General features: G+C 37.9%; 24 protein-coding genes. 18 read left to right on the top strand and 6 right to left on the bottom strand.

The window, feature by feature from the left end; translation table 11 throughout:
• Nucleotides 1-100: 100 nt before the first annotated feature.
• The 8 genes from hemH to ACFQO1_RS01120 all read left to right on the top strand — a co-directional run bounded on the left by hemH (nucleotide 101) and on the right by ACFQO1_RS01120 (nucleotide 10,938).
• Nucleotides 101-1,147, top strand: coding sequence for a ferrochelatase (hemH, locus tag ACFQO1_RS01155; RefSeq protein WP_380215868.1), 1,047 nt, complete (start codon nucleotides 101-103; stop codon nucleotides 1,145-1,147).
• Between the two features lie 23 nt (nucleotides 1,148-1,170).
• Nucleotides 1,171-2,544, top strand: coding sequence for an MATE family efflux transporter (locus ACFQO1_RS01150; RefSeq protein WP_380215866.1), 1,374 nt, complete (start codon nucleotides 1,171-1,173; stop codon nucleotides 2,542-2,544).
• A gap of 20 nt (nucleotides 2,545-2,564) precedes the next feature.
• A complete protein-coding gene (locus ACFQO1_RS01145) occupies nucleotides 2,565-3,638 on the top strand; it encodes a T9SS type A sorting domain-containing protein (RefSeq protein WP_380215864.1) in 1,074 nt (357 codons plus the stop codon).
• Nucleotides 3,639-3,714: 76 nt separating this feature from the next.
• Entirely contained in the window at nucleotides 3,715-6,834 is a 3,120-nt protein-coding gene (locus ACFQO1_RS01140) for a VPS10 domain-containing protein (RefSeq protein WP_380215862.1), read from the top strand.
• Nucleotides 6,835-6,887: 53 nt separating this feature from the next.
• Complete coding sequence (locus tag ACFQO1_RS01135; protein WP_380215860.1) at nucleotides 6,888-7,424, top strand: CopD family protein; 537 nt, start codon at nucleotides 6,888-6,890, stop codon at nucleotides 7,422-7,424.
• A gap of 117 nt (nucleotides 7,425-7,541) precedes the next feature.
• Complete coding sequence (locus tag ACFQO1_RS01130) at nucleotides 7,542-8,957, top strand: sensor histidine kinase (RefSeq protein ID WP_380215858.1); 1,416 nt, start codon at nucleotides 7,542-7,544, stop codon at nucleotides 8,955-8,957.
• A gap of 42 nt (nucleotides 8,958-8,999) precedes the next feature.
• Nucleotides 9,000-9,782: an enoyl-CoA hydratase/isomerase family protein gene (locus ACFQO1_RS01125; protein ID WP_380215856.1), complete on the top strand. Its 783-nt coding sequence runs from the start codon at nucleotides 9,000-9,002 to the stop codon at nucleotides 9,780-9,782.
• Between the two features lie 76 nt (nucleotides 9,783-9,858).
• Nucleotides 9,859-10,938, top strand: a complete 1,080-nt coding sequence (locus ACFQO1_RS01120) for a PA0069 family radical SAM protein (protein WP_380215854.1) — start codon at nucleotides 9,859-9,861, stop codon at nucleotides 10,936-10,938.
• Here the strand turns inward: ACFQO1_RS01120 and ACFQO1_RS01115 are convergent, their stop codons facing one another.
• The 3 genes from ACFQO1_RS01115 to ACFQO1_RS01105 all read right to left on the bottom strand — a co-directional run bounded on the left by ACFQO1_RS01115 (nucleotide 10,939) and on the right by ACFQO1_RS01105 (nucleotide 12,825).
• The gene (locus ACFQO1_RS01115; RefSeq protein WP_380215852.1) at nucleotides 10,939-11,598 is read right to left on the bottom strand and encodes an HD domain-containing protein; all 660 of its coding nucleotides are present in this window, start codon (nucleotides 11,596-11,598) and stop codon (nucleotides 10,939-10,941) included.
• On the bottom strand, nucleotides 11,595-12,341 hold the full coding sequence (locus ACFQO1_RS01110) for a lysophospholipid acyltransferase family protein (RefSeq protein ID WP_380215850.1): 747 nt from the start codon (nucleotides 12,339-12,341) through the stop codon (nucleotides 11,595-11,597). Before ACFQO1_RS01110 ends, ACFQO1_RS01115 begins: the two co-directional genes overlap by 4 nt.
• A 73-nt stretch (nucleotides 12,342-12,414) precedes the next feature.
• Entirely contained in the window at nucleotides 12,415-12,825 is a 411-nt protein-coding gene (locus ACFQO1_RS01105; RefSeq protein WP_380215848.1) for a BrxA/BrxB family bacilliredoxin, read from the bottom strand.
• A 130-nt stretch (nucleotides 12,826-12,955) separates the two neighbouring features.
• Here ACFQO1_RS01105 and ACFQO1_RS01100 point away from each other — a divergent pair, with 130 nt between their 5' ends.
• The 10 genes from ACFQO1_RS01100 (at nucleotide 12,956) to ACFQO1_RS01055 (ending at nucleotide 23,001) form a co-directional block, all read left to right on the top strand.
• Nucleotides 12,956-13,693, top strand: coding sequence for a TerB family tellurite resistance protein (locus ACFQO1_RS01100; protein WP_380215846.1), 738 nt, complete (start codon nucleotides 12,956-12,958; stop codon nucleotides 13,691-13,693).
• A 72-nt stretch (nucleotides 13,694-13,765) separates the two neighbouring features.
• Nucleotides 13,766-14,377: a hypothetical protein gene (locus tag ACFQO1_RS01095; RefSeq protein ID WP_380215844.1), complete on the top strand. Its 612-nt coding sequence runs from the start codon at nucleotides 13,766-13,768 to the stop codon at nucleotides 14,375-14,377.
• Between the two features lie 134 nt (nucleotides 14,378-14,511).
• The gene (locus ACFQO1_RS01090) at nucleotides 14,512-15,168 is read left to right on the top strand and encodes a metal-dependent transcriptional regulator (protein ID WP_380215842.1); all 657 of its coding nucleotides are present in this window, start codon (nucleotides 14,512-14,514) and stop codon (nucleotides 15,166-15,168) included.
• Nucleotide 15,169: 1 nt separating this feature from the next.
• Nucleotides 15,170-15,955, top strand: coding sequence for a transporter (locus ACFQO1_RS01085; RefSeq protein WP_380215840.1), 786 nt, complete (start codon nucleotides 15,170-15,172; stop codon nucleotides 15,953-15,955).
• Between the two features lie 7 nt (nucleotides 15,956-15,962).
• The gene (locus ACFQO1_RS01080; protein ID WP_380215838.1) at nucleotides 15,963-16,868 is read left to right on the top strand and encodes a metal ABC transporter solute-binding protein, Zn/Mn family; all 906 of its coding nucleotides are present in this window, start codon (nucleotides 15,963-15,965) and stop codon (nucleotides 16,866-16,868) included.
• Nucleotides 16,869-16,870: 2 nt separating this feature from the next.
• Nucleotides 16,871-17,608 (top strand): metal ABC transporter ATP-binding protein, encoded by a 738-nt coding sequence (locus ACFQO1_RS01075; protein ID WP_380215836.1) that lies wholly within the window; start codon nucleotides 16,871-16,873, stop codon nucleotides 17,606-17,608.
• Nucleotides 17,605-18,729, top strand: coding sequence for a metal ABC transporter permease (locus ACFQO1_RS01070; RefSeq protein ID WP_380215834.1), 1,125 nt, complete (start codon nucleotides 17,605-17,607; stop codon nucleotides 18,727-18,729). Before ACFQO1_RS01075 ends, ACFQO1_RS01070 begins: the two co-directional genes overlap by 4 nt.
• Entirely contained in the window at nucleotides 18,722-19,882 is a 1,161-nt protein-coding gene (locus tag ACFQO1_RS01065; RefSeq protein ID WP_380215832.1) for a metal ABC transporter permease, read from the top strand. The genes ACFQO1_RS01070 and ACFQO1_RS01065 overlap by 8 nt, the downstream gene beginning before the upstream one ends.
• A gap of 81 nt (nucleotides 19,883-19,963) precedes the next feature.
• Complete coding sequence (locus ACFQO1_RS01060) at nucleotides 19,964-20,389, top strand: hypothetical protein (RefSeq protein WP_380215830.1); 426 nt, start codon at nucleotides 19,964-19,966, stop codon at nucleotides 20,387-20,389.
• A gap of 128 nt (nucleotides 20,390-20,517) precedes the next feature.
• Nucleotides 20,518-23,001: a zinc-dependent metalloprotease gene (locus ACFQO1_RS01055; RefSeq protein WP_380215828.1), complete on the top strand. Its 2,484-nt coding sequence runs from the start codon at nucleotides 20,518-20,520 to the stop codon at nucleotides 22,999-23,001.
• A gap of 54 nt (nucleotides 23,002-23,055) precedes the next feature.
• Here the strand turns inward: ACFQO1_RS01055 and ACFQO1_RS01050 are convergent, their stop codons facing one another.
• The 3 genes from ACFQO1_RS01050 to ACFQO1_RS01040 are packed head-to-tail and all read right to left on the bottom strand — an operon-like array spanning nucleotide 23,056 to nucleotide 25,570.
• On the bottom strand, nucleotides 23,056-23,214 hold the full coding sequence (locus ACFQO1_RS01050) for a hypothetical protein (RefSeq protein WP_380215826.1): 159 nt from the start codon (nucleotides 23,212-23,214) through the stop codon (nucleotides 23,056-23,058).
• Between the two features lie 10 nt (nucleotides 23,215-23,224).
• Nucleotides 23,225-25,324, bottom strand: coding sequence for a ferrous iron transport protein B (gene feoB / locus ACFQO1_RS01045; RefSeq protein ID WP_380215824.1), 2,100 nt, complete (start codon nucleotides 25,322-25,324; stop codon nucleotides 23,225-23,227).
• Nucleotides 25,325-25,345: 21 nt separating this feature from the next.
• On the bottom strand, nucleotides 25,346-25,570 hold the full coding sequence (locus ACFQO1_RS01040) for a FeoA family protein (protein WP_380215822.1): 225 nt from the start codon (nucleotides 25,568-25,570) through the stop codon (nucleotides 25,346-25,348).
• Nucleotides 25,571-25,638 lie beyond the last annotated feature (68 nt).

Below are 25,638 nucleotides of genomic sequence, written 5' to 3'. Positions count from 1 at the left end.
AAAATCTTTCTTATCTTATTATTACGTTAATCTATACGACTCCTTTTTGCACTCCAGAATTTAGCGGTATTTTTGTGCTTCACTATTCTAAGTTATAAAATTGAGCAAAAAAGGAGTACTTCTTGTAAATCTTGGTTCGCCAGACAGCACCGACCCTAAAGATGTTAAAAAATATCTTGACGAGTTTTTAATGGACCCACGGGTTATTGACGTACCTCGGTGGGCGCGCATTTTATTGGTACGTGGTATTATTTTAAATACTCGTCCCAAACAATCGGCTAAAGCGTATGCAAAGATCTGGTGGGATGAAGGATCTCCATTGATAGTTCTTTCTGAAAGGTTAAAAGAAAAAGTGCAGCAAAAAGTACAGGTACCTGTAGCTTTAGCAATGCGTTACGGCAGTATGACCCTTAAAAAAGGGCTTCAGGAATTGGTAGATCAGGGTGTGACCGAAGTAAAAACCATTCCATTGTACCCGCAATTTGCAATGGCAACGACCGAGACTATCGATGTAAAAGTAGATGAACTGGTTACCGAATTCTTTCCGCAGTTAACCATCACACGAACACCTGCTTTTTATCATAAGCCCGAATATATCGAAGTGCTTTCAAAAAGTATTGGTGAAAAACTAAAAGGTCTTGATTACGAACATATTCTATTTAGTTACCACGGCGTGCCCGAAAGACACATCCGTAAAAGTGATATCACCAACGGAAATTGCAAAATGAACGGCAAGTGTTGCTTTAAAATGGGCTCACCACAACATGAATTTTGCTATCGTCACCAATGCGAAATCACTACCGTGAACGTTGCTAAAAATCTCGGACTCAAAAACGGAACTTACTCTACCACTTTTCAGTCCAGACTTGGTTTTGATCCGTGGCTACAACCGTATACTGACAGAACGATTGAGCGCATGGGCAAAGCCGGAATTAAAAAAATGGTGATCGTCACCCCTGCTTTTGTGAGTGATTGTCTCGAAACACTTGAAGAAATTGCCATGGAAGGAGAAGAAATTTTTCACGAAGTAGGCGGAAAAGAATTTACCGTCATTCCATGTTTAAACGACCGTGACGATTTCGCCAAAATAATAGCGGGTTGGATCGATAGCTGGCGAATTGTTACGACCGAACCTGCATTGGCATAGGTACTTAACTTACCAACAGCCATATGAATAAAAAATCCAACACTTTAGGAACCGCCTCAATCAGCAGCTTGCTCGTAAAGCAGGCAGTTCCTGCCTCCATTGGGATTCTCGTCATGTCGCTAAACATGATTGTGGACACCATTTTTGTAGGTAGATGGATTGGTCCGTTGGCGATTTCTGCGATTACTGTAGTGATTCCCGTAACATTTTTTATTGGTGCCATTGGATTGGCAGTAGGAATTGGCGGAAGCTCCGTCTTATCCCGTGCCTTAGGATCTGGCAATCATGACAAGGCATTAAAGGTTTTCGGAAATCAGGTCACGCTTACCTTTTTAACCTCAGGTCTCCTTGCTGTTTTAGGGCTTGTCTTTCAGGATTATTTAATCGAATTATTTGGAGCCGACGAGAGTTTTAAAGACCTCGCGCTTATCTATTATCGTATTGTGATGTACGGTATCGTCATGCTCGCGATGTGTATGATGGGAAATAACGTGATTCGTGCCGAAGGAAAACCCAAATTTGCCATGTATGCTATGATGCTTCCTGCCATAGGAAACATATTCATGGATTATCTATTGATCAATGTGTTTGACTTCGGAATGCATGGTGCTGCCTGGGCCACCTTTATTAGTTATTTTATCTGTTTCGCCTTTATTGTCTGGTTCTTTTTTGTTAAAAGTGAATTAAGAATTACGGTTGAATGCCTAAAACTTCAGAAAAAAATAGTCTCAGAAATCAGTGCATTAAGCTCTGTGACACTCGCCAGGCAAGGGGTTATTAGTGTGTTTACTGTGCTGGTGAACAATGTACTCATTAGCACAGGTGATGCCATCGATGTGGCTTCCTACGGAATTATAAGTCGGTCCCTCATGTTTGCATTGTTCCCTGTTATTGGGGTAAATCAAGGATTTCTGCCTATTGCCGGCTATAATTATGGAGCAGATCAATTTCAGCGGGTACGAGAATCCATCAACAAATCTATTTTATATTCTGGCGGATTGGCACTGCTTATTTTTGCCATCATTATGATCTTTGCACCCAATCTGGTTGAAATATTTATTAGTAATAAAGCAGGACAAGATTCAGAAACGATGGCGAACAATGCCGAATTGTTAAAAAGAACACCGGCTGCACTTCGATGGGTATTTGCCGCAACACCCGTAATTGCAATACAGTTAATTGGCTCTTCCTATTTTCAAGCCATTGGAAAAGCATGGCCAGCGTTATTATTAAGTCTTACAAAACAGGGATTCTTTTTAATTCCGCTGATTTTAATTCTCCCAAAATTCTATGGGGTTTGGGGGGTTTGGATCGCTTTCCCTATTGCAGATGTGCTTTCTACCATCGTGACTGGCTACTATTTAAATAGAGAAGTTCGAAACACATTAAAGGAATAATTTTCGTATTTTTAGATGATATGAAAAAAAGACTACTCTATTTTGTTATTCTATTGTCATCGACATTTACAATAGCTCAGCCATCTGGTATGCTAGAAGAGGTCTGGTTTTTAGATTATATTGAAATTGAAGAAGATGAATACATTTTTGCTCCACTTGGAACCGATTTTACATTAAATTTTGTTAATGATAATAGCGTTTTTTCAATACAAATTGTTGGAGAGGAAAATGTTATGACTGGGGAAATTAATTTTTCTGGAGAATCATTTTCTCACGATGGATTATTAGCTACAATGTTAGATTGTGAACAACAAAATTGTGATTTTGAAGACTTATATTTTTATAGCTTTCTAACAACAGTAAATTTTGATCCTAATAATTTTATTTACAGTTATCAGCAATTTAATACAGGAGAGAAAACGTTATTGTTAACAGATTCAAGAAATCACAAAGCTTATTTTCACTCAATTTCTGTAGCTCCTAACCCTTTCCTTTTTCAAACTTGGTTTCTCTATGAAACAGAAGGTGAACTGGGTGGAGGTCCAAATCCTGTTACATCTTCAAATCCTCCCAGGATAACAATTCATGAAGATATGACCTACACTGCAATCCATGAATGTGAAGTCGTTACTGGAAACTTTATTTCAAGACCTCTTGCATTTTTCCCGCGGGAATTTATTTTAATTCCTCAAAATTATTTGAGCAATATTGACAACTGCCTCCCTGGAAATGAGCCCTCTTTTTCGAGTTTTCAGACTATGAGTCCTATACATATGGATGTTTCCGCCGACAGGTTCACATTAGAACCTTTCCCAGGGTTTATTGCACGTTATAGAAATGTCCTTTTATCAACTACAGAAAATGCTTTATTAAAAATTTCAATCTTCCCTAACCCAGCTTCGGCAACAATCACGATTCAAAACAGTTCTTCACCAATAAATTCATATGCTATTTTGGATGTTTCAGGAAGAGTAATTCATCAAAGTAAATTTGAAAGTGAAACTATAGATGTTTCAGCTTTAAAAGCAGGAATGTATTTCCTCGAGATTTCTTCTGAAGGAAAAAAAGGAATCAAAAAATTTGTGAAAAAATAGTAGTATTCCGAAGTCTGTATTTTTTAAAAAGAAATTGAAAGCCTATCTTTAAAGTCGGTTATACAAATTCTATTTTATGAAACAATTTTCACTCCTCCCTACGCTATTTATTTCTTTTATTTTCTTCGGAATATTTCCCGAAACAACCCATGCTCAAACTTACGACGAAGCTTCGTACGAAGCGCTCGAGTATCGTTTAATTGGTCCCTTTCGTGGTGGCCGAAGCGCGGCTGTAACCGGCGTACCTGGAAAACCAAACCTGTATTACTTTGGTGCTACAGGTGGTGGGATTTGGGAAACAAAGGATGGCGGACGCACCTGGAAAAACATCAGTGACGGATTTTTTGGAGGTTCTATTGGTGCAATCGAAGTGGCAAAAAGCGATCCAAATGTAATTTACGTAGGAGGCGGAGAAAAAACGGTGCGGGGTAATGTTTCTTCAGGCTACGGTATCTGGAAATCTGAAAATGCCGGGAAAACATGGGAAAGAGCTGGACTCGAAAATAGCAGACACGTACCTCGAATTTCAGTACATCCAACCGACTATAACACAGTTTTCGCGGCCGTGATGGGAAACATCTATAAACCTACTCAGGAACGCGGCGTCTATAAAAGTACCGATGGTGGAAAGACCTGGAGACAAACATTATTTGCTAATGAAAATGCCGGAGCTGTAGACCTTATTATGGATCCTAACAATCCGAGAATTTTATATGCTTCTACATGGAATGTTCGTAGAACTCCGTATAGTTTAAGTAGCGGTGGCGATGGTTCTGCTCTATGGAAAAGTACCGACAGTGGAGAAACCTGGAAGGAAATTTCAACCAACAAGGGTTTTGCCGAAGGTACGCTTGGAATCATTGGAGTAACCGTTTCTCCTGCCAATAGTGACCGTGTATGGGCGATTGTTGAAAATCAGGATGAAGGTGGTGTCTATCGCAGTGATGATGCAGGCGAAACCTGGACCAAAATAAACGACGAACGTAAATTACGCCAACGTGCCTGGTATTACACCCGTATTTATGCAGATACTAAGGATGAAGATGTGATGTATGTGCTCAATGTACGTTATCACAAATCAACAGATGGCGGTAAAACCTATGAAACCTATAATGCACCTCACGGTGATCATCACGATTTATGGATTGCTCCAGAAGATCCTAGCCGCATGATCATTGGAGATGACGGTGGCGCACAGGTTACCTACGATGGTGGTGAAACGTGGAGCACCTATCACAATCAGCCGACCTCACAATTCTACCGTGTCACAACAGACAATAGTTTCCCGTATAAAATTTATGCCGCACAACAGGACAATTCTACAGTTCGTATTCCGCATAGAACCGAAGGCAGAAGTATTACCGAAGATGACTGGGAAAGTACTGCAGGAGGTGAAAGCGCTCATATTGCTGTAGATCCTACCAATCCAGATATTGTATATGGCGGAAGTTACGACGGCTTTTTAACCAGATACAATCATGATAAAAACACCGTTCGCAGTATTAGTGTATGGCCCGACAATCCAATGGGGCATGGTGCCGAGGAAATGAAGTACCGCTTCCAGTGGAATTTCCCTATTTTCTTTTCTCCTCATAACCCCAAAAAACTATATACCGCTTCCAATCACTTACACGCAACGACCAACGAAGGTGAAAGCTGGGAGTTACTCAGTCCAGATTTAACTCGTGATGTTGCTGAAAAACAGAAATCTTCTGGAGGTCCCATCACACAAGACAATACCTCGGTAGAATATTATTGTACCATTTTTGCCGCGGCCGAAAGTCCTGTAAAAGAAGGTGTACTTTGGACAGGAAGTGACGACGGACTCGTTCATGTTTCTCAAAACGGTGGTAAGAACTGGGAAAATGTAACACCAAAAGGAATGCCCGAATGGATGATGATTAATAGTGTGGAGCCATCCGTGTTTGACGCAGGAACGTGTTATATCGCAGGAACGAAATATAAAACGGGTGATTTTGCTCCGTATTTATATAAAACGACCGACTACGGAAAGTCTTGGAAAAAAATCACTAACGGAATTGCACCAGAACATTTTACCAGAGTTGTACGAGAGGATCCTAAGAGAAAAGGGTTATTGTATGCTGGAACCGAAACTGGCATGTATATCTCGTTTGATGACGGAAACAACTGGAAACCGTTTCAGCTAAATCTGCCTATTGTTCCTATTACAGATTTGGCGGTAAAAGACAACAATTTAATTGTGGCAACACAAGGAAGAAGTTTATGGATTATTGATGACTTGACGGTAATTCACCAACTTTCCGACGTGAAAAAAAATGAAAACCATCTCTTTGCACCTAAGGATACGTACCGAATGGGCGGTGGTTCCCGAAGTGGTTCCTTAACAAGCGGCACCAACCATCCCAGTGGAGTGATGACCTATTTTAATCTGCAAGACGATTATAAAGACAAGGAAGTGAAGTTGAGTTATGTGACCATGCAGAATGATACCATCAAGACTTTCAGTACAAAAAACAAGAAAGAGAATAAACTTGAAGTTGAAAAAGGAGCCAATTATCATACTTGGGATATGCGTGGAAAAGATGCAGAACGTCTTAAAGGGATGATCCTTTGGTGGGCAAGTACTGAGGCGCCACAAGCCGTGCCTGGAAATTATAAAGTGGTATTGGAAGTGGAAGGCGAATCACCTTTGTCTAAGAAATTCACTATTCTAGCCGACAAGAATGCTGAAACAGATGTCGCAGGCATGAAAAAACAATTTGATTTTATTACCGATGTAAATGAAACGGTTGATAAAGCACATAAATCGATTAAAAAAATCAGGAATATTAATAGTCAGCTTAAAGCATTTAAAGCACAATACAAAGACAACGATGAAGTAAAATTACTAGTTGAAAAAGCAGATACCCTAAGCAAACAATTTTCGGAAATCGAAAAGGAATTGTACCAAACAAAAAACAAGAGTGGACAGGATCCTTTAAATTTCCCCATAAGATTGACTAACAAATTAGCGCACCTCAACAGTCTGGTAAGTATGGATGATTTTCCACCCACCACACAAGATGTGCTGGTTAAAAACGAATTGAAAGCAAGGATCAATAATCAGTTAGCAAAGTTTGACACCTTAGTTTCAGAGGAGATTGCTGCTTTTAATTCTGAGTTTAATGCTTTAAAATTGAACTATCTTTTTATTGAAGAGGAGACAGACGAATAGTTTTTTCTGAAAGAGATGTTGTTATACTGAGCCTACAGAAGTATCTTTACGCTGTGGAATACAACTATATAAAATCATTACATCTCATCTTTGTGATTACCTGGTTTGCCGGGTTGTTTTACATTGTTAGACTGTTTGTATATCAGATTGAGGCCTTTCAGAAACCATCTCCGGATAAAGAAATACTGGGTGCTCAGTTTAAAATTATGGCTAAAAGACTATGGTATATCATTACCTGGCCATCGATGATTTTAGCAATTTTATTTGCGGTTTGGCTACTGGCATTACGCCCTTTTTATATCACCGATGCCTGGATGCAGGTAAAACTTGGTTTTGTAGTAGCATTAATCATTTATCATATAAAGTGTCACATGATTTTTAAGAATCTTCAGAAAGACAACGTACAATATACTTCCAATTTTATGCGTATTTTTAATGAAGGAGCGACCATTATTTTGTTTGCCATTGTGTTTCTAGTGATTTTAAAAAACGCGGTCAACTGGATTTACGGCACTCTTGGCATTCTAGTATTTTCAATTCTTATCATGCTTGGCTTCAAATTGTACAAGCGAATTAGAGAAAAAAATTGAAAAGTCTCATTTTAGTATTGTAATTTGAAAGTGGTGTAATATTTGATATCTTACCCTAAAATATAAACGTTGGCATTTCTACTTAAAAGCTCTTTACGAAACAGGATTTTCTTCTCGATGATTTTACTCATCCTGTTAGCTTCAATTTTAATAGCGATCGTCACTATTTTTCAGTATCGTGAAGAAGCCGAAGATTATCACAGGGATCGACTACAGCGTAAAGAAGCGAATATTAGAGAGAACATTAATTTCGTCATTGAGGAAAATTCTTTTGCGAAGGAAACAAAGAATATCCCGTATATATTTAAAGAAAAGATCTACGAAATAAAAGCGATTCACAATCTTGAATTGTACTTCTATGATTTGGAGGGAAATCTTTTAAAGTCATCTAAAGCTTCTTTTATAAAAGATACTACAAAACAAAAAATTCCAGCGTATGTGATGGAGGCGCTGGAGAGTTCGGCCGATAAACATTATGTTGAAGAATTTGAAGAAGACGGACAGAAGTATCAATCCTCCTATTCCTATATCACCGACAGTTATTTTAAGCCGCTTGCCATTTTAAATCTTCCTTATATTGAAGATGACGATTTTATAAATAAAGAGTTGAAAGAAAGCCTTACACGTCTTGGTATTGCTTATATATTTATGCTTTTTATTGCTGTTGCTTTAGCGTATTTCTTATCAAAGTATATTACTAAATCACTTAATACGGTTAGTGAAAAAATTACCGAAACGCGACTTGACAAACGCAATAAAAAAATTAATGTTTCTAATGCTCCAGAAGAGATCATTACACTGGTAACTGCCTATAATGGAATGATTGACGAGTTGGAAAATAGTGCAGCACAATTGGCCGCCAGTGAGCGGGAAGCCGCCTGGCGCGAAATGGCAAAACAGGTAGCGCACGAAATTAAGAATCCGTTGACGCCTATGCGTTTAACCATCCAAAGTTTTCAGCGAAAATTTGATCCACAGGACCCAGATATTGAAAGCAAGCTTACCGAATATAGCAATACCTTGATCCAACAAATTGATACGATGAGTTCGATTGCTTCGGCATTTTCAAACTATGCAAAAATGCCCGCTCAGCAAGATGAAATGTTGGATGTGGTAAGTATTACAAAATTAGCATTGGATATTTTTAATGAGGGGTATATTTATTTCTTTTCTGAAAAAGAAGAGGTGATTGCAAAGTTCGATCGCACACAGTTAATCCGGGTGATTACAAATCTGGTCAAAAACAGTATTCAGGCCATTGAACAGAATGAGCCAGAAAACCCAAGGATTGAAGTTCGTGTCACTACTCAAAATAAAAGGGTACAAATCACTGTTATGGATAATGGAATTGGCGTTGCTTCAACTAATATGGATAAAATATTTGAGCCAAAATTTACGACAAAAAACAGCGGAATGGGCTTAGGACTTGCCATGGTAAAAAATATCGTAGAAACCTACAATGGAACTATTTCGTTTACTTCGGAAGAAGGCGTCCAAACAATTTTCACCGTAGAATTTCCACAACAATTGTAGTCTTTTTGTATACTTTTACAGTATAATTTTAAGCACGAACCTATGTCGTATACCAACATTCTTTCAGAAACCCAAAATGGAATTTGTACCATCACTATCAATCGTCCAAAAAAATTAAATGCGCTCAATATCGAGACCATTGATGAGTTGCACAATGCCTTTTCTGAAGCAGATGAAGACCCGTTAACAAAAGTGATACTTATTACAGGGAGCGGTGAAAAAGCATTTGTGGCAGGTGCAGATATCAGTGAATTTGCAGATTTTTCAGTTTCAGAAGGATCAGATCTAGCAGCTAAAGGACAAGCCAAACTATTTGATTTTGTCGCGAATCTTTCTACCCCTGTGATAGCTGCTGTCAATGGATTTGCATTAGGTGGCGGACTGGAACTAGCCATGGCAGCACATTTTAGAGTTGCTAGCGATACTGCAAAAATGGGATTGCCAGAAGTTTCATTAGGGGTGATTCCAGGCTATGGAGGGACGCAACGTTTGCCTCAATTAGTAGGAAAAGGGCGTGCCATGGAAATGATCATGACAGCAGGAATGATTGATGCTAATCAGGCGCTACAATATGGGCTTGTCAATCATGTGACTGAAGCCGAAGAATTACTTCCTTTTTGTGAGAAAATAGCTGGTAAAATAATGCGAAATTCCTCGGTTGCCATTGCTGCTGCTATTACGGCAATTAATGCAGGCTATCAAGATGGAGAAGACGGGTTTGAAGTTGAAATCGCTCAATTTGGAGAGTGTTTTGATACCGAAGATTTTAAGGAAGGTACTACTGCATTTTTAGAAAAAAGAAAAGCAGACTTTCCAGGAAGATAGTAATTTGGATTATTTCCATATTATATAGGATTATTTCCATATATTCTTTATTTTTGAATCACTTTCAAAAGAATGTATGGAATCTTCAAAAAATAAACCTATTAAAGGCCGTGGTGCACAACAACATGTTCACAATCGTTTTTTTGAATTAAGTCATGAACAGCGTGACGATTTTTTAAATTATTGTGAGGCTGAAGGCGAAGAAGCCGATAAAAATCGAACCAAATATATCGACGTCTTCCCCAAAAGTTTCGTCAATAAAGTAAATAGCCCAGATGTTGGGATGGGTTTTTCTGCTAATCCCTACCAAGGTTGCGAGCATGGATGTGTATACTGCTATGCGAGAAACAGTCACGAATATTGGGGGTATGGAGCGGGATTAGATTTTGAACGAAATATCCTTATCAAAAAAAATGCTCCAGAATTACTTGAAAACAAATTAAAAAGCAAATCCTGGCAAGGGGACACCATAGTTTTTAGTGGAAATACAGATTGTTATCAGCCAATTGAACGCAACATGCAAATAACCCGAAAGTGTCTGGAGATCATGCTAAAATGGAAAAATCCTACAGGAATTATCACAAAGAATAGTCTCCTGCTACGTGATCTGGATATTCTGAAAGAGATGGCTTTACTCAATATTATTTCTGTAAATATTTCAATTACTTCCCTTTCTGAAGCTACTAGAAGATTGTTAGAACCACGAACTGCAAGCATCAAACAAAGGCTTAAAACCGTAGAAATACTTTCAGAAAATAACATCCCAGTACGAGTTATGATGGCACCTATTATCCCATCTTTAAACAGTCATGAAATCTTACCGTTGGTTAAAAAGGTTTCAGAACTAGGAGCGGTGGATGTTGCCTACACAGTAGTTCGGCTTAACGGACAAATAGCTAAAATTTTTGAAGATTGGGCTCGCAAAACCATTCCCAATAAAGCAGACAGGATACTTAACCAAATAGCCGAATGCCACGGCGGAACGTTAAACGATAGTAGATGGGGACGCAGAATGCGAGGCGAAGGAGCAATCGCTACTCAAATTCAAGATACTATGCAACTTGCTAAAAATAAATTTCTAAAAAACAAGAACATCCCTCCCCTTGATAATTCGCATTATTTAGAAATAAAAAATCCTCAGACCCGGTTGTTTTAGTTAGGCCGTACCTTCCCATTCTGCATAGAATTGTGTAAGAAATGCTTCCATAAAATCATGACGTTCTATTGCCAATTTTTTGCCGGTTTCTGTATTCATCCTGTCTTTTAACAACAATAACTTTTCATAAAAATGATTGATGGTGGGTGCTGTAGAATTTTTGTATTCTGAAACTGTCATGTCCAATTTTGGCTCAATCGCGGGGTCATAGATTTTTCGGTTTTTAAATCCGCCATAATTAAAAGTCCTCGCAATACCTATCGCTCCCAGCGCATCCAAACGATCTGCATCTTGAACTACATCCAATTCTTTTGACTGGAATTTTTGAGGATTATTTCCGCCTTTAAAAGAAATATGTTTAATAATCTTCATGACATGTGTTATTATTTCTTCGGAAACACCTTCCGAAGCTAAAAAAACGCGGGCCTTTCTAGGACCAACAGTTTCATCTCCATCATAAAATTTACTATCGGCTATATCATGCAACAATGCTCCTAACGCAACAATTGTAGAATTCACTTTTTCTGAAGCTGCAATAAGCTTGGCGTTCTTATAAACCCGCTCTATATGGAACCAATCGTGTCCGCCTTCGGCATCTTTAAGTTCCTTTTTTACAAAATGAATGGTGTTCTCAATAAGCGCCTGATCTAATTTTTTCATGTGTGTGAGACAGCTTCCGTTATTTGATGTTCAAGCTTTGTAATCAGTGTATGTGGCTCGTATTTTGAAACCTTCAAAGCTGGATGAACCTTGATTTTTAAATGTACCCCTAGTGGCATTGGAAACATACCATTTCGTTGCAATTTCCAGGAATTTGAAATACTTACCGGAAGCACATAAGCGTCGGGAGCATTTTCAAATAAAGTTTGTAATCCTCTTTTTTTAAAGGGCTTTCCTGAACCATCTCGGCTACGAGTTCCTTCAGGAAAAATAACAAGGCTTCTATTAAATTTAGAAATGTAGTTAGCTCCATTAATTATAGCTGTGGTGGATTGAAGAGCATCTTTTCGGTCTATTAAAACCGACCCTCCTTTCCGAAGATTATACGACACAGACGGAATTCCTTTTCCTAATTCTTTTTTTGCGATAAACTTTACATGTAATTTTCGTAAAAACCAGATCAGCGGTGGAATATCCCACATACTTTGATGATTTGAAACAATGATTACAGGTTTATTTATAGGCAGCGCTTTAGGCAGTTCGACTGTATATCGAGTGCCAAGCACATGCAGGCTTCTTACAATATATAAATTAAAAAAATCAACACTTATTTTATGTAGTTGATATCCAAAAATAGTTAAGGAAATGCGCTGTAAAACATCAAAAAAGAGCAACCCTACTCCAAAAAAAAGATAAAATAGCACCGAAAAGGGATAACTTAAGATGTGAAGGAGAGTTTTCATTAGAAATCAAAAATAAAAAAATCCATTTTCATATTATTGAAAATGGATTCAGTTTTTTAGCGGTACTACCAATCTAGCAATGCTCGTCGTAAGCCCCTTTTAAATTTTCAGCAATCATGTCTGCCGGACGCCCTTCAATATGATGCCGCTCAAGCATGTGCACCAACGTACCATTTTTAAATAATGCCATCGAGGGAGAACTTGGAGGAAAAGGAACCATTTGTGCTCTAGCTGCATCCACAGCTTCACGATCCACTCCTGCAAAAACCGTCACTAAGTGATCTGGTTTTTTTACATTTTGGAGCGACATTCTTGCTCCGGGTCTAGCATTGGCAGCAGCACACCCACAAACTGAATTTACAACTACAAGTGTTGTGCCTTCTTTTGCTAGTGCTTCTGAAACATCTTGCTCTGTATATAATTCTGAAAATCCGATGCTTGTTAAATCTTCTCGCATTGGTTTTACTAATTCTGCTGGATACATAATCTTGTATTTTAAGTCATTAAATTCTAAGTACAAAGGTAATGAAAATGTCCCTCATATGCTTATAAATATCTCTTCTCTATTTAAAGTGTCCTTTGCGTATATTTGCACTTCGCTTAAAAGTAAGAATATGATTCGTTGGCTAGGAGCCTTTGTTGGGTATATGTTGTATCGATTTCCAGGTGCACTTATTGGTTTTGTGATTGGGAGTATTATAGATAATATGACCGGAAAAAGTAAAGGAAGTTTTCAGCAGGTTTTTAATGCCACGCGAAAAGATCAAGTCACACCTGCAGATTTTGAGCTTAATTTATTATCTCTTGCTTCGCTTATTATAAAAGCAGATGGTGTAATCAATCAAAAAGAATTGGATTATGTGCGCCAGTATTTTGTACAAGCCTACGGAAAAGAAAGAGCCAACGCCACCTTTACTACTTTTAATAATTTGATAAAGAACAGACAGATTTCTGCTCAGAATATCTGCACTATTCTTCGACAACGCACCCGTTATGAGTCGCGTTTACAGATATTGCACTTTTTGTTTAGTATTGCCAATGCAGACGGACATGTCACAGATCCTGAAGTACGGGAAATAAACAACATCGCCAGATTTTTAGGCGTACAGAGTCTTGATTTTGAAAGTATAAAAGCAATGTTCTTTAAAAATCCAGATAGTGCCTATAAGATTCTAGAGATTGATAAAACGGCTTCCGTTTCAGAAATTAAAAAGGCCTATCGTGATATGGCAAAAAAATACCATCCAGACAAACTTCAACATATGGATGAGGCTTATCAAAAAGGAGCTCAGGAAAAATTTATGAAAGTTCAAGAAGCGTATGAACAGCTTCAAAAAGAACGTAGATTTTAATTAATTCTAAAAAATTTGATGACATACTAAAAAGGGTTCGATGGTACTCAAACCATTAAAACCGAATTTAGCATGAAACGTTTCAAATTTTCAATTTTACTTTTAGCACTAACCGTACTTATAAGCTGTAGCAAAGATGACAATTCAGATGATATGGATGACGAGGATATCCAACAACTGGTTGAGAACTTTGTCACACCAGATCTTTTACAATCACTAAGAGATTTAGGGTTTAACTTTAATGACGGACAAGACTCTCCAGATATCTCTGGCGCATTTCTTTTTTCAAATACCATTTTAGGCGCCTCAAATATTCAGGGTGACGCGGCTGTGGGCACACAATTTAATGATGCTACATTTATGTTTTCAAATTTGAATCCAGAACAACGAACGTTTACCTTTTCAGTAATTGAAAATGGCACGACACAAGGACAGACACAAGCCACTTTTTACTCGGGTGTAGGAAATAGATTTACGGCATATGTTAGAACATCTGTTGCTGTAGCGGGAGCCGAACCCATATTATTATACGCTATTACCGGAACCATTTCAGAAGAAGGAATCACTTCGGCACAGTTTGCATTATTGATGCTGGATGATAAAGGAGACCCTAATGGGACACTTATAGCTAATGGAGAGGGCAGGTTATTTAACGATCAAGACGGTACTGCTAACAGGCAGTAAAACCATCATAATAGGTTTTTGTTTGTTACAAATCCCTGGTACTTTCAAGTATTGGGGATTTTATTTTATATCTTATTTTAGCTAAGACTAAATAATAATTTTATATTTGTAAAATATATATTTACCTTTACCGCATGTTTACATTAGCCGAAGAAAACTATTTAAAAGCGATTTTCCATTTGGAAGGAACGCAAAATAAGGAAGTTAGTACCAATGCAATTGCAGAAGTTATGGAGACAAAACCATCTTCTGTCACCGATATGGTTCAAAAATTAGCCGAAAAAAAGGTGCTGTCTTATAAAAAATACAAAGGCACACAACTAACTCCTCACGGGAAAAAAGTGGCTGCTAATGTGATAAGAAAACATCGGCTTTGGGAAGTTTTCTTGGTTGAAAAGCTGAAATTTCATTGGGACGAAGTTCATGAAATTGCAGAACAATTAGAGCATATTCAGTCTGAAGAACTTATAGAACGGCTTAATAAATTTTTAGGCAATCCAGATTTTGATCCTCATGGCGATCCCATTCCAGACAAAGATGGAAACATCAAAAAAACAGAAAAGAAATTACTTTCAGAATTACAAAAAAGACAACAAGGGGTTTGTGTAGGTGTTAAGGAATCAAGTCCAGAATACCTTCAGTATCTGGATAAAAAAAATATTAGCATCGGCACAAAAATTATCGTATTAGGAAAAGAATTTTTTGATGGTTCTATGGTCATTCAGGTAGGAAAAGATCAATTTTTTATCTCAAAAATTATAGCTGAAAATTTATATGTACAAACGAATTAGTATGAAAAAACACTTCATTTTAGTAGCGCTTTTTTTAATGTCAATTTTGGCCGTCGCCCAAGAAGAAAGCAATGTGCCAGCCATGGTTACAGACAGACCAGACGCCACCGAATCACCATTAACCGTACCTAAAGGCTTTCTACAAATTGAAGCTGGAGGTTTTTATGAATCTTTTGAAGAGAATAGCTTTAAAACTGAAGTTTATGGGTATAACACAACCTTGCTTCGCTATGGAGTGCTTGATAATCTAGAACTTCGATTAGGGTGGAATTTTGAAGAAACTCGCTTTTCATTTAATGGCAACGAGACAAATAATATCCTAAGCGGGTTTTCTCCTTTGCTTGCTGGAATGAAGGTAGAAATCGCCGATGAAAACGGGTGGTTGCCACAAATAGGATTGCTGGGGCATTTGTATCTCCCTCTTTTAGCAGCTTCAGATTATAGGCCCGAAACTACAGGAGTTGATTTTAGATTCTCTTTCTCGCACACTCTTTCTTCAACTTCATCGCTTGCTTATAATTTAGGAGCACAGTGGCTGGGTGATTCTCCAGAAGCTGCCTATGTTTATACATTAGTTTACGGATACAGTGTTTCAGAAAAGTTAGGACTGTATGCCGAAGTATATGGAGACCTACCTGAGGACAGTCGTTCGAATCATCTATGGAATACAGGGTTTACTTACTTAATAAAACCAAATTTTCAACTCGACGCTACTGTAGGCAGAAGTTTTACAAAAGGCCAAGATATCTTGCTAAGTCTAGGTGCAACTATTAGAATACCAAAATAAAAACATAATGAAAAAAATAGTATATATCCTTTTAGTTATAAGTTTTATAAGTTGTAAAAACGAATCAAAAAAAAGTGATACACTCAATGTTGTAACGACTACGACGATGCTTACAGACCTTGTGGAGAACATTGGAGGCGATCATATTATCGTGAATGGTCTTATGGGTGCTGGTGTAGATCCACACTTATACAAAGCGAGTGAAGGTGATGTTTCAAAACTGTATAATGCCGATATTATTTTCTACGGAGGACTTCACCTTGAAGGTAAACTTGTAGAGATCTTCGAGCGAATGGAAGATTCTAAAACCACGGTGGGTTTAGGTGATCTATTACCGAAAGATGAGCTGATTGGTTCCGATTATTTTGCCTCAAGTTACGATCCGCATGTATGGTTCAATATCCAATATTTTAAACAGTTTTCAAATATTGTAACCAACACCTTGGCTGAAAAAGATCCTATAAATGCGAAAGCTTATAGAGAAAACAATACTACATATCAAAACAAATTGGATGCTTTAGAAATAGACATTAAAGCCAAAATTGAAACACTTCCGAAGGAAAAAAGAATTTTAGTTACTGCACACGATGCGTTTAATTACTTCGGAAAAGCATACGATTTTGAAGTCGTAGGGCTCCAGGGACTATCTACTGCTACCGAAGCAGGTGTACAGGATGTACAAAAGCTTTCTTCATTTATAATTGAAAATAAAGTAAAAGCAATTTTCGTAGAAAGTTCTGTTCCAAGACGAACAATTGAAGCACTTCAAGAGGCGGTTTTGTCCAAAGATCATGAAGTTACCATTGGTGGCTCACTTTATAGCGATGCCTTAGGAAACAAGGGAACAGAGGAAGGTACGTACTTAGGGATGTTTAGGTACAACGTAGATACAATTGTAAACGCATTACAATAACGATGAGTAAAAAGATAGCCATAAAAGTAGATGATCTTACCGTAGCCTATAACTACAAACCAGTGTTATGGGATATAGATATGGAAGTGCCTGAAGGTGTTTTAATGGCAATTGTAGGGCCAAATGGCGCGGGAAAATCTACTCTTATAAAATCTATTTTAGGCATTATTGACCCAATTGCTGGCAGTATTTCAATTTATGAGAAGCCATACGAAAAACAAAGAAAATTAGTAGCATATGTACCTCAAAAAGGAAGTGTAGACTGGGATTTCCCAACCACAGCTTTGGATGTGGTCATGATGGGAACTTATGGACAATTAGGATGGATTAAGAGACCAGGGCAAAAAGAAAAAAAAGCAGCGTTAGAAGCACTTGAAAAAGTAGGAATGCTTCCTTTTAAAAACCGTCAAATAAGCCAACTAAGTGGCGGACAGCAGCAACGGGTTTTCTTAGCTCGTGCTTTGGTTCAAAATGCAGAGATCTATTTTATGGATGAACCTTTCCAAGGGGTCGACGCAACTACCGAAATTGCAATTATCAATATTTTAAAAGAGTTACGCAAAGCAGGGAAAACACTTGTTGTCGTTCACCATGATTTACAAACCGTTCCAGAATATTTTGATTGGGTTACTTTTTTAAATGTAAAGAAAATTGCTACAGGACCTGTTAAAGACATATTTAATGATGATAATTTAACAAAAACCTACGGAATCAATTATAAAGTAGCGGTCAACAAATGACAATAACAGAATATTTTCATCTCCTTTGGTCAGACTATACGTTAAGAACCATTACCCTAGGAACCGCTGTTCTCGGCGCCATTTGTGGGATGTTAGGTAGTTTTGCCGTATTGCGAAAGCAAAGTTTGCTAGGAGATGCCATCTCTCATGCCGCATTACCAGGTATCGCATTGGCCTTTTTAATTACTGGTGCTAAGGATTCTAACATTTTAATGTTAGGAGCTTTAGTTAGTGGACTTGTAGGAACTTTCTGGATTCGTGGAATGACTAAAAAAACACATCTTAAAAGTGATACAGCTCTAGGTTTAGTATTGTCTCTTTTTTTTGGTTTCGGGATGCTTCTTCTCACATTTATTCAAAAACAACCTAATGCAAATCAGGCAGGACTGGATAAATATCTATTTGGGCAAGCAGCTACCTTGGTCGAAAAGGATGTGAATTTAATGATCATCGTAACTAGTATATGCCTCTTTATTTTAATCCTTTTTTGGAAAGAATTTAAGATCCTTTTGTTTGATGCAGATTACACCAAAACACTTGGATTCAATACCAAGTTTATTGATATTCTTATTACATTCTTTATTGTTCTTGCGATTGTGCTAGGGCTTCAAACGGTAGGAGTTGTCTTAATGAGTGCCATGTTACTGGCCCCTGCTGCAGCGGCAAGGCAATGGACCAATAGTCTGGGTATGATGATCTTTCTAGCAGCCATCTTCGGAATATTCTCTGGTGTATTTGGCACCGCAATTAGTGCGAGTCAAAACAATCTTTCAACAGGACCAGTAATCGTATTAGTGGCGGCAGTTTTTGTGTTGTTTTCCTTTATTTTCTCGCCAAGTCGTGGATTATTATTTAGAGAGTTACGTTTCAGAAAAAACAGACGAGATTTGGAGCTTCAGAAAACATTGCAGTTTATGTATGGCATTGCAAAAACTCATGACAATATTGGCCATCCACATGCTATTAAGATTTTAAATAACTTTCAGGGATTTACAATAGGGACTTTAAAAAAGTTAGAAGAAAAAGAATGGATCCATATTGAAAATAAGCAATGGTCCATGACAACAAAAGGTTTTGATAAAGCCGAAAATTTGTATACTCAAAAAGAAGAGAATGACTAGTCCTCAACTTGAAATACAACTTATCGCTGCAGTAGTTGCAATCGCATGTGCCATCCCTGGGGTGTTTCTGGTATTGCGAAAAATGGCACTCATAAGTGATGCCATAAGCCATAGCATCTTACCAGGAATTGTCGTGGCGTTTTTTATCACACAAGATCTCAACTCCCCATTACTCATTATTTTTGCAGCAATTACAGGAGTCATAACAGTTGTATTGGTTGAGGCCATTCAAAAAACAGGTCTTGTGAAAGAAGATACTGCTATTGGGTTGGTTTTTCCTGCGTTATTTAGCATTGGTGTTATTCTTATCGCAAAAAACGCAAATGATGTGCATCTTGATGTCGATGCTGTTTTACTAGGAGAATTAGCATTTGCCCCGTTTAACCGAATGGAACTTTTTGGAGCAGATGTTGGTCCAAAGGCACTTTGGATCATGGGAACAATTTTAGTGATCACAATTTCACTAGTGCTGCTTTTTTTCAAAGAATTGAAGGTAAGCACATTTGACGCAGGTTTATCTTCAGCATTAGGTATCTCTCCTATTGTAATGCATTACGGACTCATGTCGGTTTCTTCTGTTACTGTCGTAGGAGCTTTTGATGCGGTTGGAGCCATACTGGTCGTAGCCTTAATGATCGCTCCAGCAGCAACCTCCTATTTACTCACTTCAGATCTTAAAAAGATGCTTCTGCTATCTGTAATTTTTGGAGTGTTCTCTGCCATAAGCGGCTATTGGTTGGCAAATATTCTCGACGCCTCAATTTCGGGGTCTATGACCACCATGCTCGGAATTGTTTTTTTATGTGCCTATTTGTTTGCTCCTAGAAAAGGACTTATATCAGTATTGTATCGTCAAAAACAACAACGAACCGAAGTTTCTCTCATTACCTTTCTGCTACATTTAAACAACCATTCCGAAGAAAAAGAACGCCATATCAATCATTTGCAAGAACATATCAACTGGCAAAAAGTACGTAGTAAAACCGTACTTACCCTGGCGAAGAAAAATAACATGATTACTATTGAAAACAAGGTAGTCTCCCTTACCGAAAAGGGATTGGAGTTTACACAACTGGCCTTAGAATATATTATTACCAATAAAGACGAAAAAATTGAAGCCATGAAAGATGATTTTTTTCTTTTTAGAGGGTAAGGCTAGTATTTTAATTTTACATATAGACAGTTTTAGTGGCATCATTTTTTCTTATATCTTTAAAACTGAAATAATATAGAAATGAAAAACTTTGTTCTTTTACTTGCGCTTTTTACCAGCATTACTTTATTTGCTCAAACTGAAAAAGTTGCGGAAACACCTCAAATTGCGATTAAAATTCCATTTGGAGAAACGGCGATAGTCGAAGGGTATAAAATAACATTTATCGAGGTTATAGAAGATTCGCGATGTCCTGAAGGTGTCAACTGTGTGTGGGCAGGACGCGTCCATATAAAAATCTCTTATTTAAATAACAAAGGTGCCGAAACGTTTCAAGAAATTATCATTGGTCAGGTTAAGGGAGACGAACAAAACAATTCAATTATTACTATCAATCCTACCTTACAATTTGAAGTGCTGAATGTAACTCCCTATCCACAATACAATGAGAATAAGAAATCATTACCATATGCGCTTTTATTAAAGAAAATTTTACCAAATGAATAGTAATAGTACTTCTATATAAATCTAAAGTACCTACAAACAAGCAAGTTCTTAATTTTCTGTTAAGATTAAATTAAACCTTCTGCCATTAAAAGGGTATATGTGTATTTTCGGAAGCAAAATTTAATTCGATGAAAAAACTCATTCTCCTTTCCCTTGCAGTTGTCCTTTCAACATCCTGTGCAACGCTTCAAAAAAAAGACTCCAAAAAAACACCTCCAACAGATTCTTCAGCTTCAAAAAGTAAAGATAAAGATGCTATTAAAGACTACGATAAGGTTATTACCAAAGAAGCTATTACAGACGAAGGACTTTTTAAAGTGCATAAAATAAAGGACAAATACTATTACGAAATCCCGAATAACAAACTTGAAAAAGACATGCTTTGGGTAAGTCGTATCGCTCAGATTCCAACAGGTCTGGGAGGTGGTTATTTTAATGCGGGAACCAAAACAAATGAACAGGTAGTGCATTGGAAGCGCTTTCAAGATAAAATTTTATTAAAAGTGAAATCTTATGCAAGTGTCGCAGACAGTACGAAAGCCATAAGCAATTCGGTATATGTAAACAATTATGAGCCTACGCTATATGCATTCGACATTGAAGCCTTCAGTAAGGACTCAACGGCAACCGTGATTGATGTCACTAAGTTTTTTAGTGAAGATGTAAAAGCGATTAGCGGACTTTCCTCCCGATTAAGAAGTAGTTATAAAGTTAGAAACTTGGACAATTCCCGAAGCTTCATCAATTCGATGAAAAGCTTTCCTGAAAATATTGAAGTAAAACAAGATATGACGTATAACGCATCTGAGCCGCCTTCAAATTCTGATACCGAGTCCATTAGTTTGCAAATGAACCAATCGATGATTCTTTTGCCTGCAGAACCTATGCAACCTCGTTTATACGATCCCAGAGTAGGCTTTTTTACGGTAAGTCAGGTTGACTACGGAAGCGAAAAATTAAAAGCAGATGAGAAAACCTATATTCGTCGTTGGAGACTGGAGCCTAAAGATCCTGAAGCGTACGCAAGAGGAGAGTTAGTAGAACCTGTAAAGCCCATCGTGTATTATTTAGATCCGGGAACACCAGAGAATCTTCAGAAATATATAAAACAAGGAATTGAAGACTGGCAAAAACCCTTTGAAACAGCTGGCTTTAAAAATGCGATTATTGCCAAAGATGCTCCAACGAAAGAAGAAGATCCAGATTTTAGCCCAGAAGATATTCGGTATTCTGTAGTTCGTTATGTGGCAAGTACCACGCGAAATGCTGTAGGACCCAGTGTAAGCGACCCACGTAGTGGTGAGATTATAGAAAGTGACATTATCTGGTATCACAACCATTTACGAAGCTACCGAAACCGTTATTTACTGGAAACAGGAGCAGCGAATCCTTCGGCCAGAACATTAGACACACCAGAAGAAGAAATAGGCGAAATGATGCGCCAGGTAATTGCTCACGAAGTTGGGCACGCCTTAGGGTTCCCGCATAATATGGCAGCTAGTTTTGCGTATGATGTTGAAGATTATCGTGATGGCGATTTTACTCAAAAAAATGGTATTGCAGCCAGTTTAATGGATTATGCCCGTTACAATTATATTGCACAGCCTGGAGACGAGAACATTCGATTTGTTCGTCAGATGGGTCCTTATGACCATTATGCCACTAATTGGGGGTACCGATACATCCCTGGAGCGACTACCGAAAGTGAGCAAACTACCCTTAACAAATGGATTCTTGAAAAAGCAGACGACCCACGTTATAGATTTGGAAGACAATCCAGCAGATTTGATCCACAATCACAAACCGAAGGCATTGGAAATGACATGCTGAAAGCAAGTGACTACGGACTTAAAAACCTTAAATATGTAGCAAAAAATCTGGCGAGCTGGACGAGTGATCAAACAAATGACTATAATGATCTTGAAGAATTGTATGGAGAACTGTTGGGGGTCTACAGCAGGTATGTGGGCCACGTAACTACTAATATAGGTGGTGTCTATGAAACTATAAAAACACCTCAACAAGGAGGTGTTGTTTACACTCCAGTAGACAAGTCGACTCAGCAAAACTCTATGCAATGGTTACAAAGCAATGTATTTGACACGCCAGATTGGCTTATAGATACTAAGATATTACAGAATATAGATCATGCGGGTTACTTTGAAGAAGTGCGTAACCGACAAGCAAGGGTGATTAATGATTTGTTGAGTTTCGACACATTAGGTAGATTAATTGATGCTGAAACTTCTTCTACCAATTATTATAGTGCTTTTGAGATGTTGAGAGATTTACGCACTGGCATTTGGTCTGAAACTTCTGGAACTAAAAATGTTGATATCTACCGTAGAAATTTACAACGCACTTATTTAGATAGAATGGCATATCTTATGACAAACGATGGTCCTCAAAACCGTTTTAGTCGCTCAGGATTTGAAGGTACCATAAACTATAATGTCACGACCAGTGATGTTAGACCTTTGGTACGTGGGGAACTGGAAACCTTAAAACGAAGTTTAAATTCAGCTAGAAACCGAAGCGTAAATACAGTGACCAAGTATCATTATGCAGATGCTATTGCGAGGATTGATGATCTACTGGATGGTGAAGACTGACAAATTAGAAAATAGTACAATTAAAAAATGCAGCTTTATAAGCTGCATTTTTTTTTAATGACATCCACAATCATTTTTACCACATTTGGTTTTAGCACCATCTGCTGTCGATGAGACAGATTGTTTCCCTTCGAATAAAGGAGTCCAGACAAATTTCTTAAGTAAGTATCCCGCAGCTGCGGCAAATGTGATAATGACTAGTATATCTTGCATATATAATTTTTTATTTTAAAAATTGGTACGCTACTAAAGCTACCACATAAGCAATGGCGCTCATTGCAAACAACTGCCACATAGGCCATTTCCAAGTATTGGTTTCTCTTTTAACGATGGCAAGCGTACTCATACATTGCATGGCAAAAGCATAAAACAATAACAAGGATACACCACTTGCAAAATTAAACAAAGGTGTACCTAATACAGGATTCACCTCGGCAGCCATTCTATTTTTAATGGTTTCTTCTTCTTCACTTCCTACACTGTAAATAGTGGCCAAGGTTCCAACGAAGACCTCACGTGCCGCAAAACTACTTACAATAGCAATCCCTATCTTCCAATCATAGCCTAGGGGTCGTACTGCAGGTTCAATAAATTTTCCAGTTATCCCAATATAAGAATGTTCTAATTTATACGAAGCAATTCTGGTTTCAATTTCATCTTCAGTTAAAGCTTGTCCTGAGGTCTGTTCTGCAACAATAGCCTCAGCATTATTAAAGTCGCCTGGACCATAGGAAGCTAATACCCAAAGCACAATAGAAATCGCGAGTATAATCTTTCCTGCTCCCAGCACGAATGATTTCGTTTTTTCAACCACAGTAATGACAACATTCTTAAAAAGCGGGAGTTTGTAATTAGGCATTTCAATAACAAAGAATGTCTTACTTCTAATTTTCAACACCTTATTTAAAAGCCAAGCTGAAAATATCGCTGCTCCAAATCCGAGCAGGTACATAAACATGAGTGTTAACCCCTGTAACGTAAAAATGCCCAGAACACGCTGTTCAGGAATCACTAATGCTATAATGATGAGGTATACCGGAAGTCGTGCCGAACAAGTTGTAAATGGAGTTACCAGAATAGTAATTAATCGTTCTTTCCAGTTTTCGATATTCCGAGTTGCCATGATCGCCGGTATCGCACATGCAGTTCCAGACACTAAGGGCACTACACTTTTTCCACTCAATCCAAACCGTCGCATCACTCTGTCCATTAAAAACACCACCCGACTCATATAACCACTTTCTTCAAGTATAGAAATGAACAAGAACAGAAAGGCGATCTGCGGAATAAATATAACGATACCGCCCAATCCTGGTACAATACCTTCAGATAATAAATTAGACGCACTTCCTGGCGGAAGCGTATTTTTTAACCATTCACTTAATGAAGCAAAGGTTGAATCGATAAAATCCATTGGGTAGCTACTCCAGTCAAAAATCGCTTGAAAGATCAATAATAATATTCCGAAGAAAATAACATATCCCCAAAACTTATGCATTAAAATACGGTCCAGTCTGCTTCGTAAATCCTTTGCGTTGGCTGTATCGACATGAAGCGTTTCTTTTAAAACACCATTGATAAACTGGTACCGGGCAATGGTTTCTTTTTGCTGAAGACGCTTCAGATTACTTTTACTCTCGGTTTGAAAGCTGGCAACACCCTTCAGTTCTTTTCTATCTAATTTTCCGAAGTTGACATCTTGGGTAATGACCAACCATAATTTGTACAGGTCCTGTTTCGGAAAAGCTTTCCGAAGTCGGTCAAAATAATCGGGCGCAATGACCGAAGCATTTAAACAGGGCTTTGTAGAGATCTGATTGTGGTTTGTGATTAGCTCCTTTAAAGTATCAAATCCCTCATTTTTTCTGGAACTTATTAGTGCTATTTTGGTTTCTAAACGGTCTTCTAATTGTTCTATGTCAATAGAAATAGCCTTCCGCTTCATCCGGTCTGCCATATTTACGGCAAGAATGGTAGGGATGCCCAAATCCTTGATCTGAGTAAATAATAGAAGATTTCGCTTTAGGTTTTCAATGTCTGTTACAACTATGGCAACGTCTGGAAAATCCTTATCATTTTTATTAAGCAATAACTCAATGACCACATTTTCGTCCAGCGAAGAAGCGTTCAAGCTATAGGTTCCTGGTAAGTCTAAAATGTGTGCTTTGACACCTCTGGGTAACTTGCAAATTCCTTGTTTTTTCTCAACAGTGATCCCAGGATAATTTCCAACCTTCTGATTAAGACCTGTCAAGCGGTTAAAAACCGAAGTCTTTCCCGTATTGGGATTACCTATAAGTGCAACGTTAATTTGTTTAGCCAAATGAGTAAGTCTAATTATTTACTATATCAATTCTATTTCAATCTGCAAGGCTGTTTCTTTACGTATGGCAAGGTGACTCCCGTTAATATCCAAATACAAAGGATCTTGAAAAGGGGCCATTTGAACCAATGCCACCATGTTTCCTGGAAGACAGCCCATTTCAAGTAACTTTAAAGGAACTGTATCCACAGAGAATTCTTTAATAATCCCACGCTGACCCTTTTTTAAATGAGCTATTGTCACCATTACTTTTATTTAGATTGAATTTAAACAACGCAAAAATACTAGTTTGTATAGTGCTGTGCAAGATTTTA

The sequence above is a fragment of the Jejudonia soesokkakensis genome (assembly GCF_042664795.1).
Taxonomy (GTDB): Bacteria; Bacteroidota; Bacteroidia; order Flavobacteriales; family Flavobacteriaceae; genus Jejudonia; species Jejudonia soesokkakensis.
Note: the sequence above shows the minus strand (reverse complement) of the source record. Positions and strands in the feature narration are given on the sequence as shown.

Excerpts from the sequence above, each read along its gene's own strand:
- ACFQO1_RS01110 (WP_380215850.1), bottom strand. The coding sequence starts at position 12,341 with ATGAAAACTCTCCTTCACATCTTAAGTTATCCCTTTTCGGTGCTATTT.
- ACFQO1_RS01075 (WP_380215836.1), top strand. The coding sequence starts at position 16,871 with ATGAGTAAAAAGATAGCCATAAAAGTAGATGATCTTACCGTAGCCTAT.
- ACFQO1_RS01120 (WP_380215854.1), top strand. The coding sequence starts at position 9,859 with ATGGAATCTTCAAAAAATAAACCTATTAAAGGCCGTGGTGCACAACAA.
- ACFQO1_RS01050 (WP_380215826.1), bottom strand. The coding sequence starts at position 23,214 with ATGCAAGATATACTAGTCATTATCACATTTGCCGCAGCTGCGGGATAC.
- ACFQO1_RS01070 (WP_380215834.1), top strand. The coding sequence starts at position 17,605 with ATGACAATAACAGAATATTTTCATCTCCTTTGGTCAGACTATACGTTA.
- ACFQO1_RS01095 (WP_380215844.1), top strand. The coding sequence starts at position 13,766 with ATGAAACGTTTCAAATTTTCAATTTTACTTTTAGCACTAACCGTACTT.
- ACFQO1_RS01060 (WP_380215830.1), top strand. The coding sequence starts at position 19,964 with ATGAAAAACTTTGTTCTTTTACTTGCGCTTTTTACCAGCATTACTTTA.
- ACFQO1_RS01150 (WP_380215866.1), top strand. The coding sequence starts at position 1,171 with ATGAATAAAAAATCCAACACTTTAGGAACCGCCTCAATCAGCAGCTTG.
- ACFQO1_RS01125 (WP_380215856.1), top strand. The coding sequence starts at position 9,000 with ATGTCGTATACCAACATTCTTTCAGAAACCCAAAATGGAATTTGTACC.
- ACFQO1_RS01140 (WP_380215862.1), top strand. The coding sequence starts at position 3,715 with ATGAAACAATTTTCACTCCTCCCTACGCTATTTATTTCTTTTATTTTC.
- ACFQO1_RS01145 (WP_380215864.1), top strand. The coding sequence starts at position 2,565 with ATGAAAAAAAGACTACTCTATTTTGTTATTCTATTGTCATCGACATTT.
- ACFQO1_RS01130 (WP_380215858.1), top strand. The coding sequence starts at position 7,542 with ATGATTTTACTCATCCTGTTAGCTTCAATTTTAATAGCGATCGTCACT.
- ACFQO1_RS01090 (WP_380215842.1), top strand. The coding sequence starts at position 14,512 with ATGTTTACATTAGCCGAAGAAAACTATTTAAAAGCGATTTTCCATTTG.
- ACFQO1_RS01100 (WP_380215846.1), top strand. The coding sequence starts at position 12,956 with ATGATTCGTTGGCTAGGAGCCTTTGTTGGGTATATGTTGTATCGATTT.
- ACFQO1_RS01085 (WP_380215840.1), top strand. The coding sequence starts at position 15,170 with ATGAAAAAACACTTCATTTTAGTAGCGCTTTTTTTAATGTCAATTTTG.
- ACFQO1_RS01105 (WP_380215848.1), bottom strand. The coding sequence starts at position 12,825 with ATGTATCCAGCAGAATTAGTAAAACCAATGCGAGAAGATTTAACAAGC.
- ACFQO1_RS01055 (WP_380215828.1), top strand. The coding sequence starts at position 20,518 with ATGAAAAAACTCATTCTCCTTTCCCTTGCAGTTGTCCTTTCAACATCC.
- ACFQO1_RS01080 (WP_380215838.1), top strand. The coding sequence starts at position 15,963 with ATGAAAAAAATAGTATATATCCTTTTAGTTATAAGTTTTATAAGTTGT.
- ACFQO1_RS01065 (WP_380215832.1), top strand. The coding sequence starts at position 18,722 with ATGACTAGTCCTCAACTTGAAATACAACTTATCGCTGCAGTAGTTGCA.
- ACFQO1_RS01040 (WP_380215822.1), bottom strand. The coding sequence starts at position 25,570 with ATGGTGACAATAGCTCATTTAAAAAAGGGTCAGCGTGGGATTATTAAA.
- ACFQO1_RS01115 (WP_380215852.1), bottom strand. The coding sequence starts at position 11,598 with ATGAAAAAATTAGATCAGGCGCTTATTGAGAACACCATTCATTTTGTA.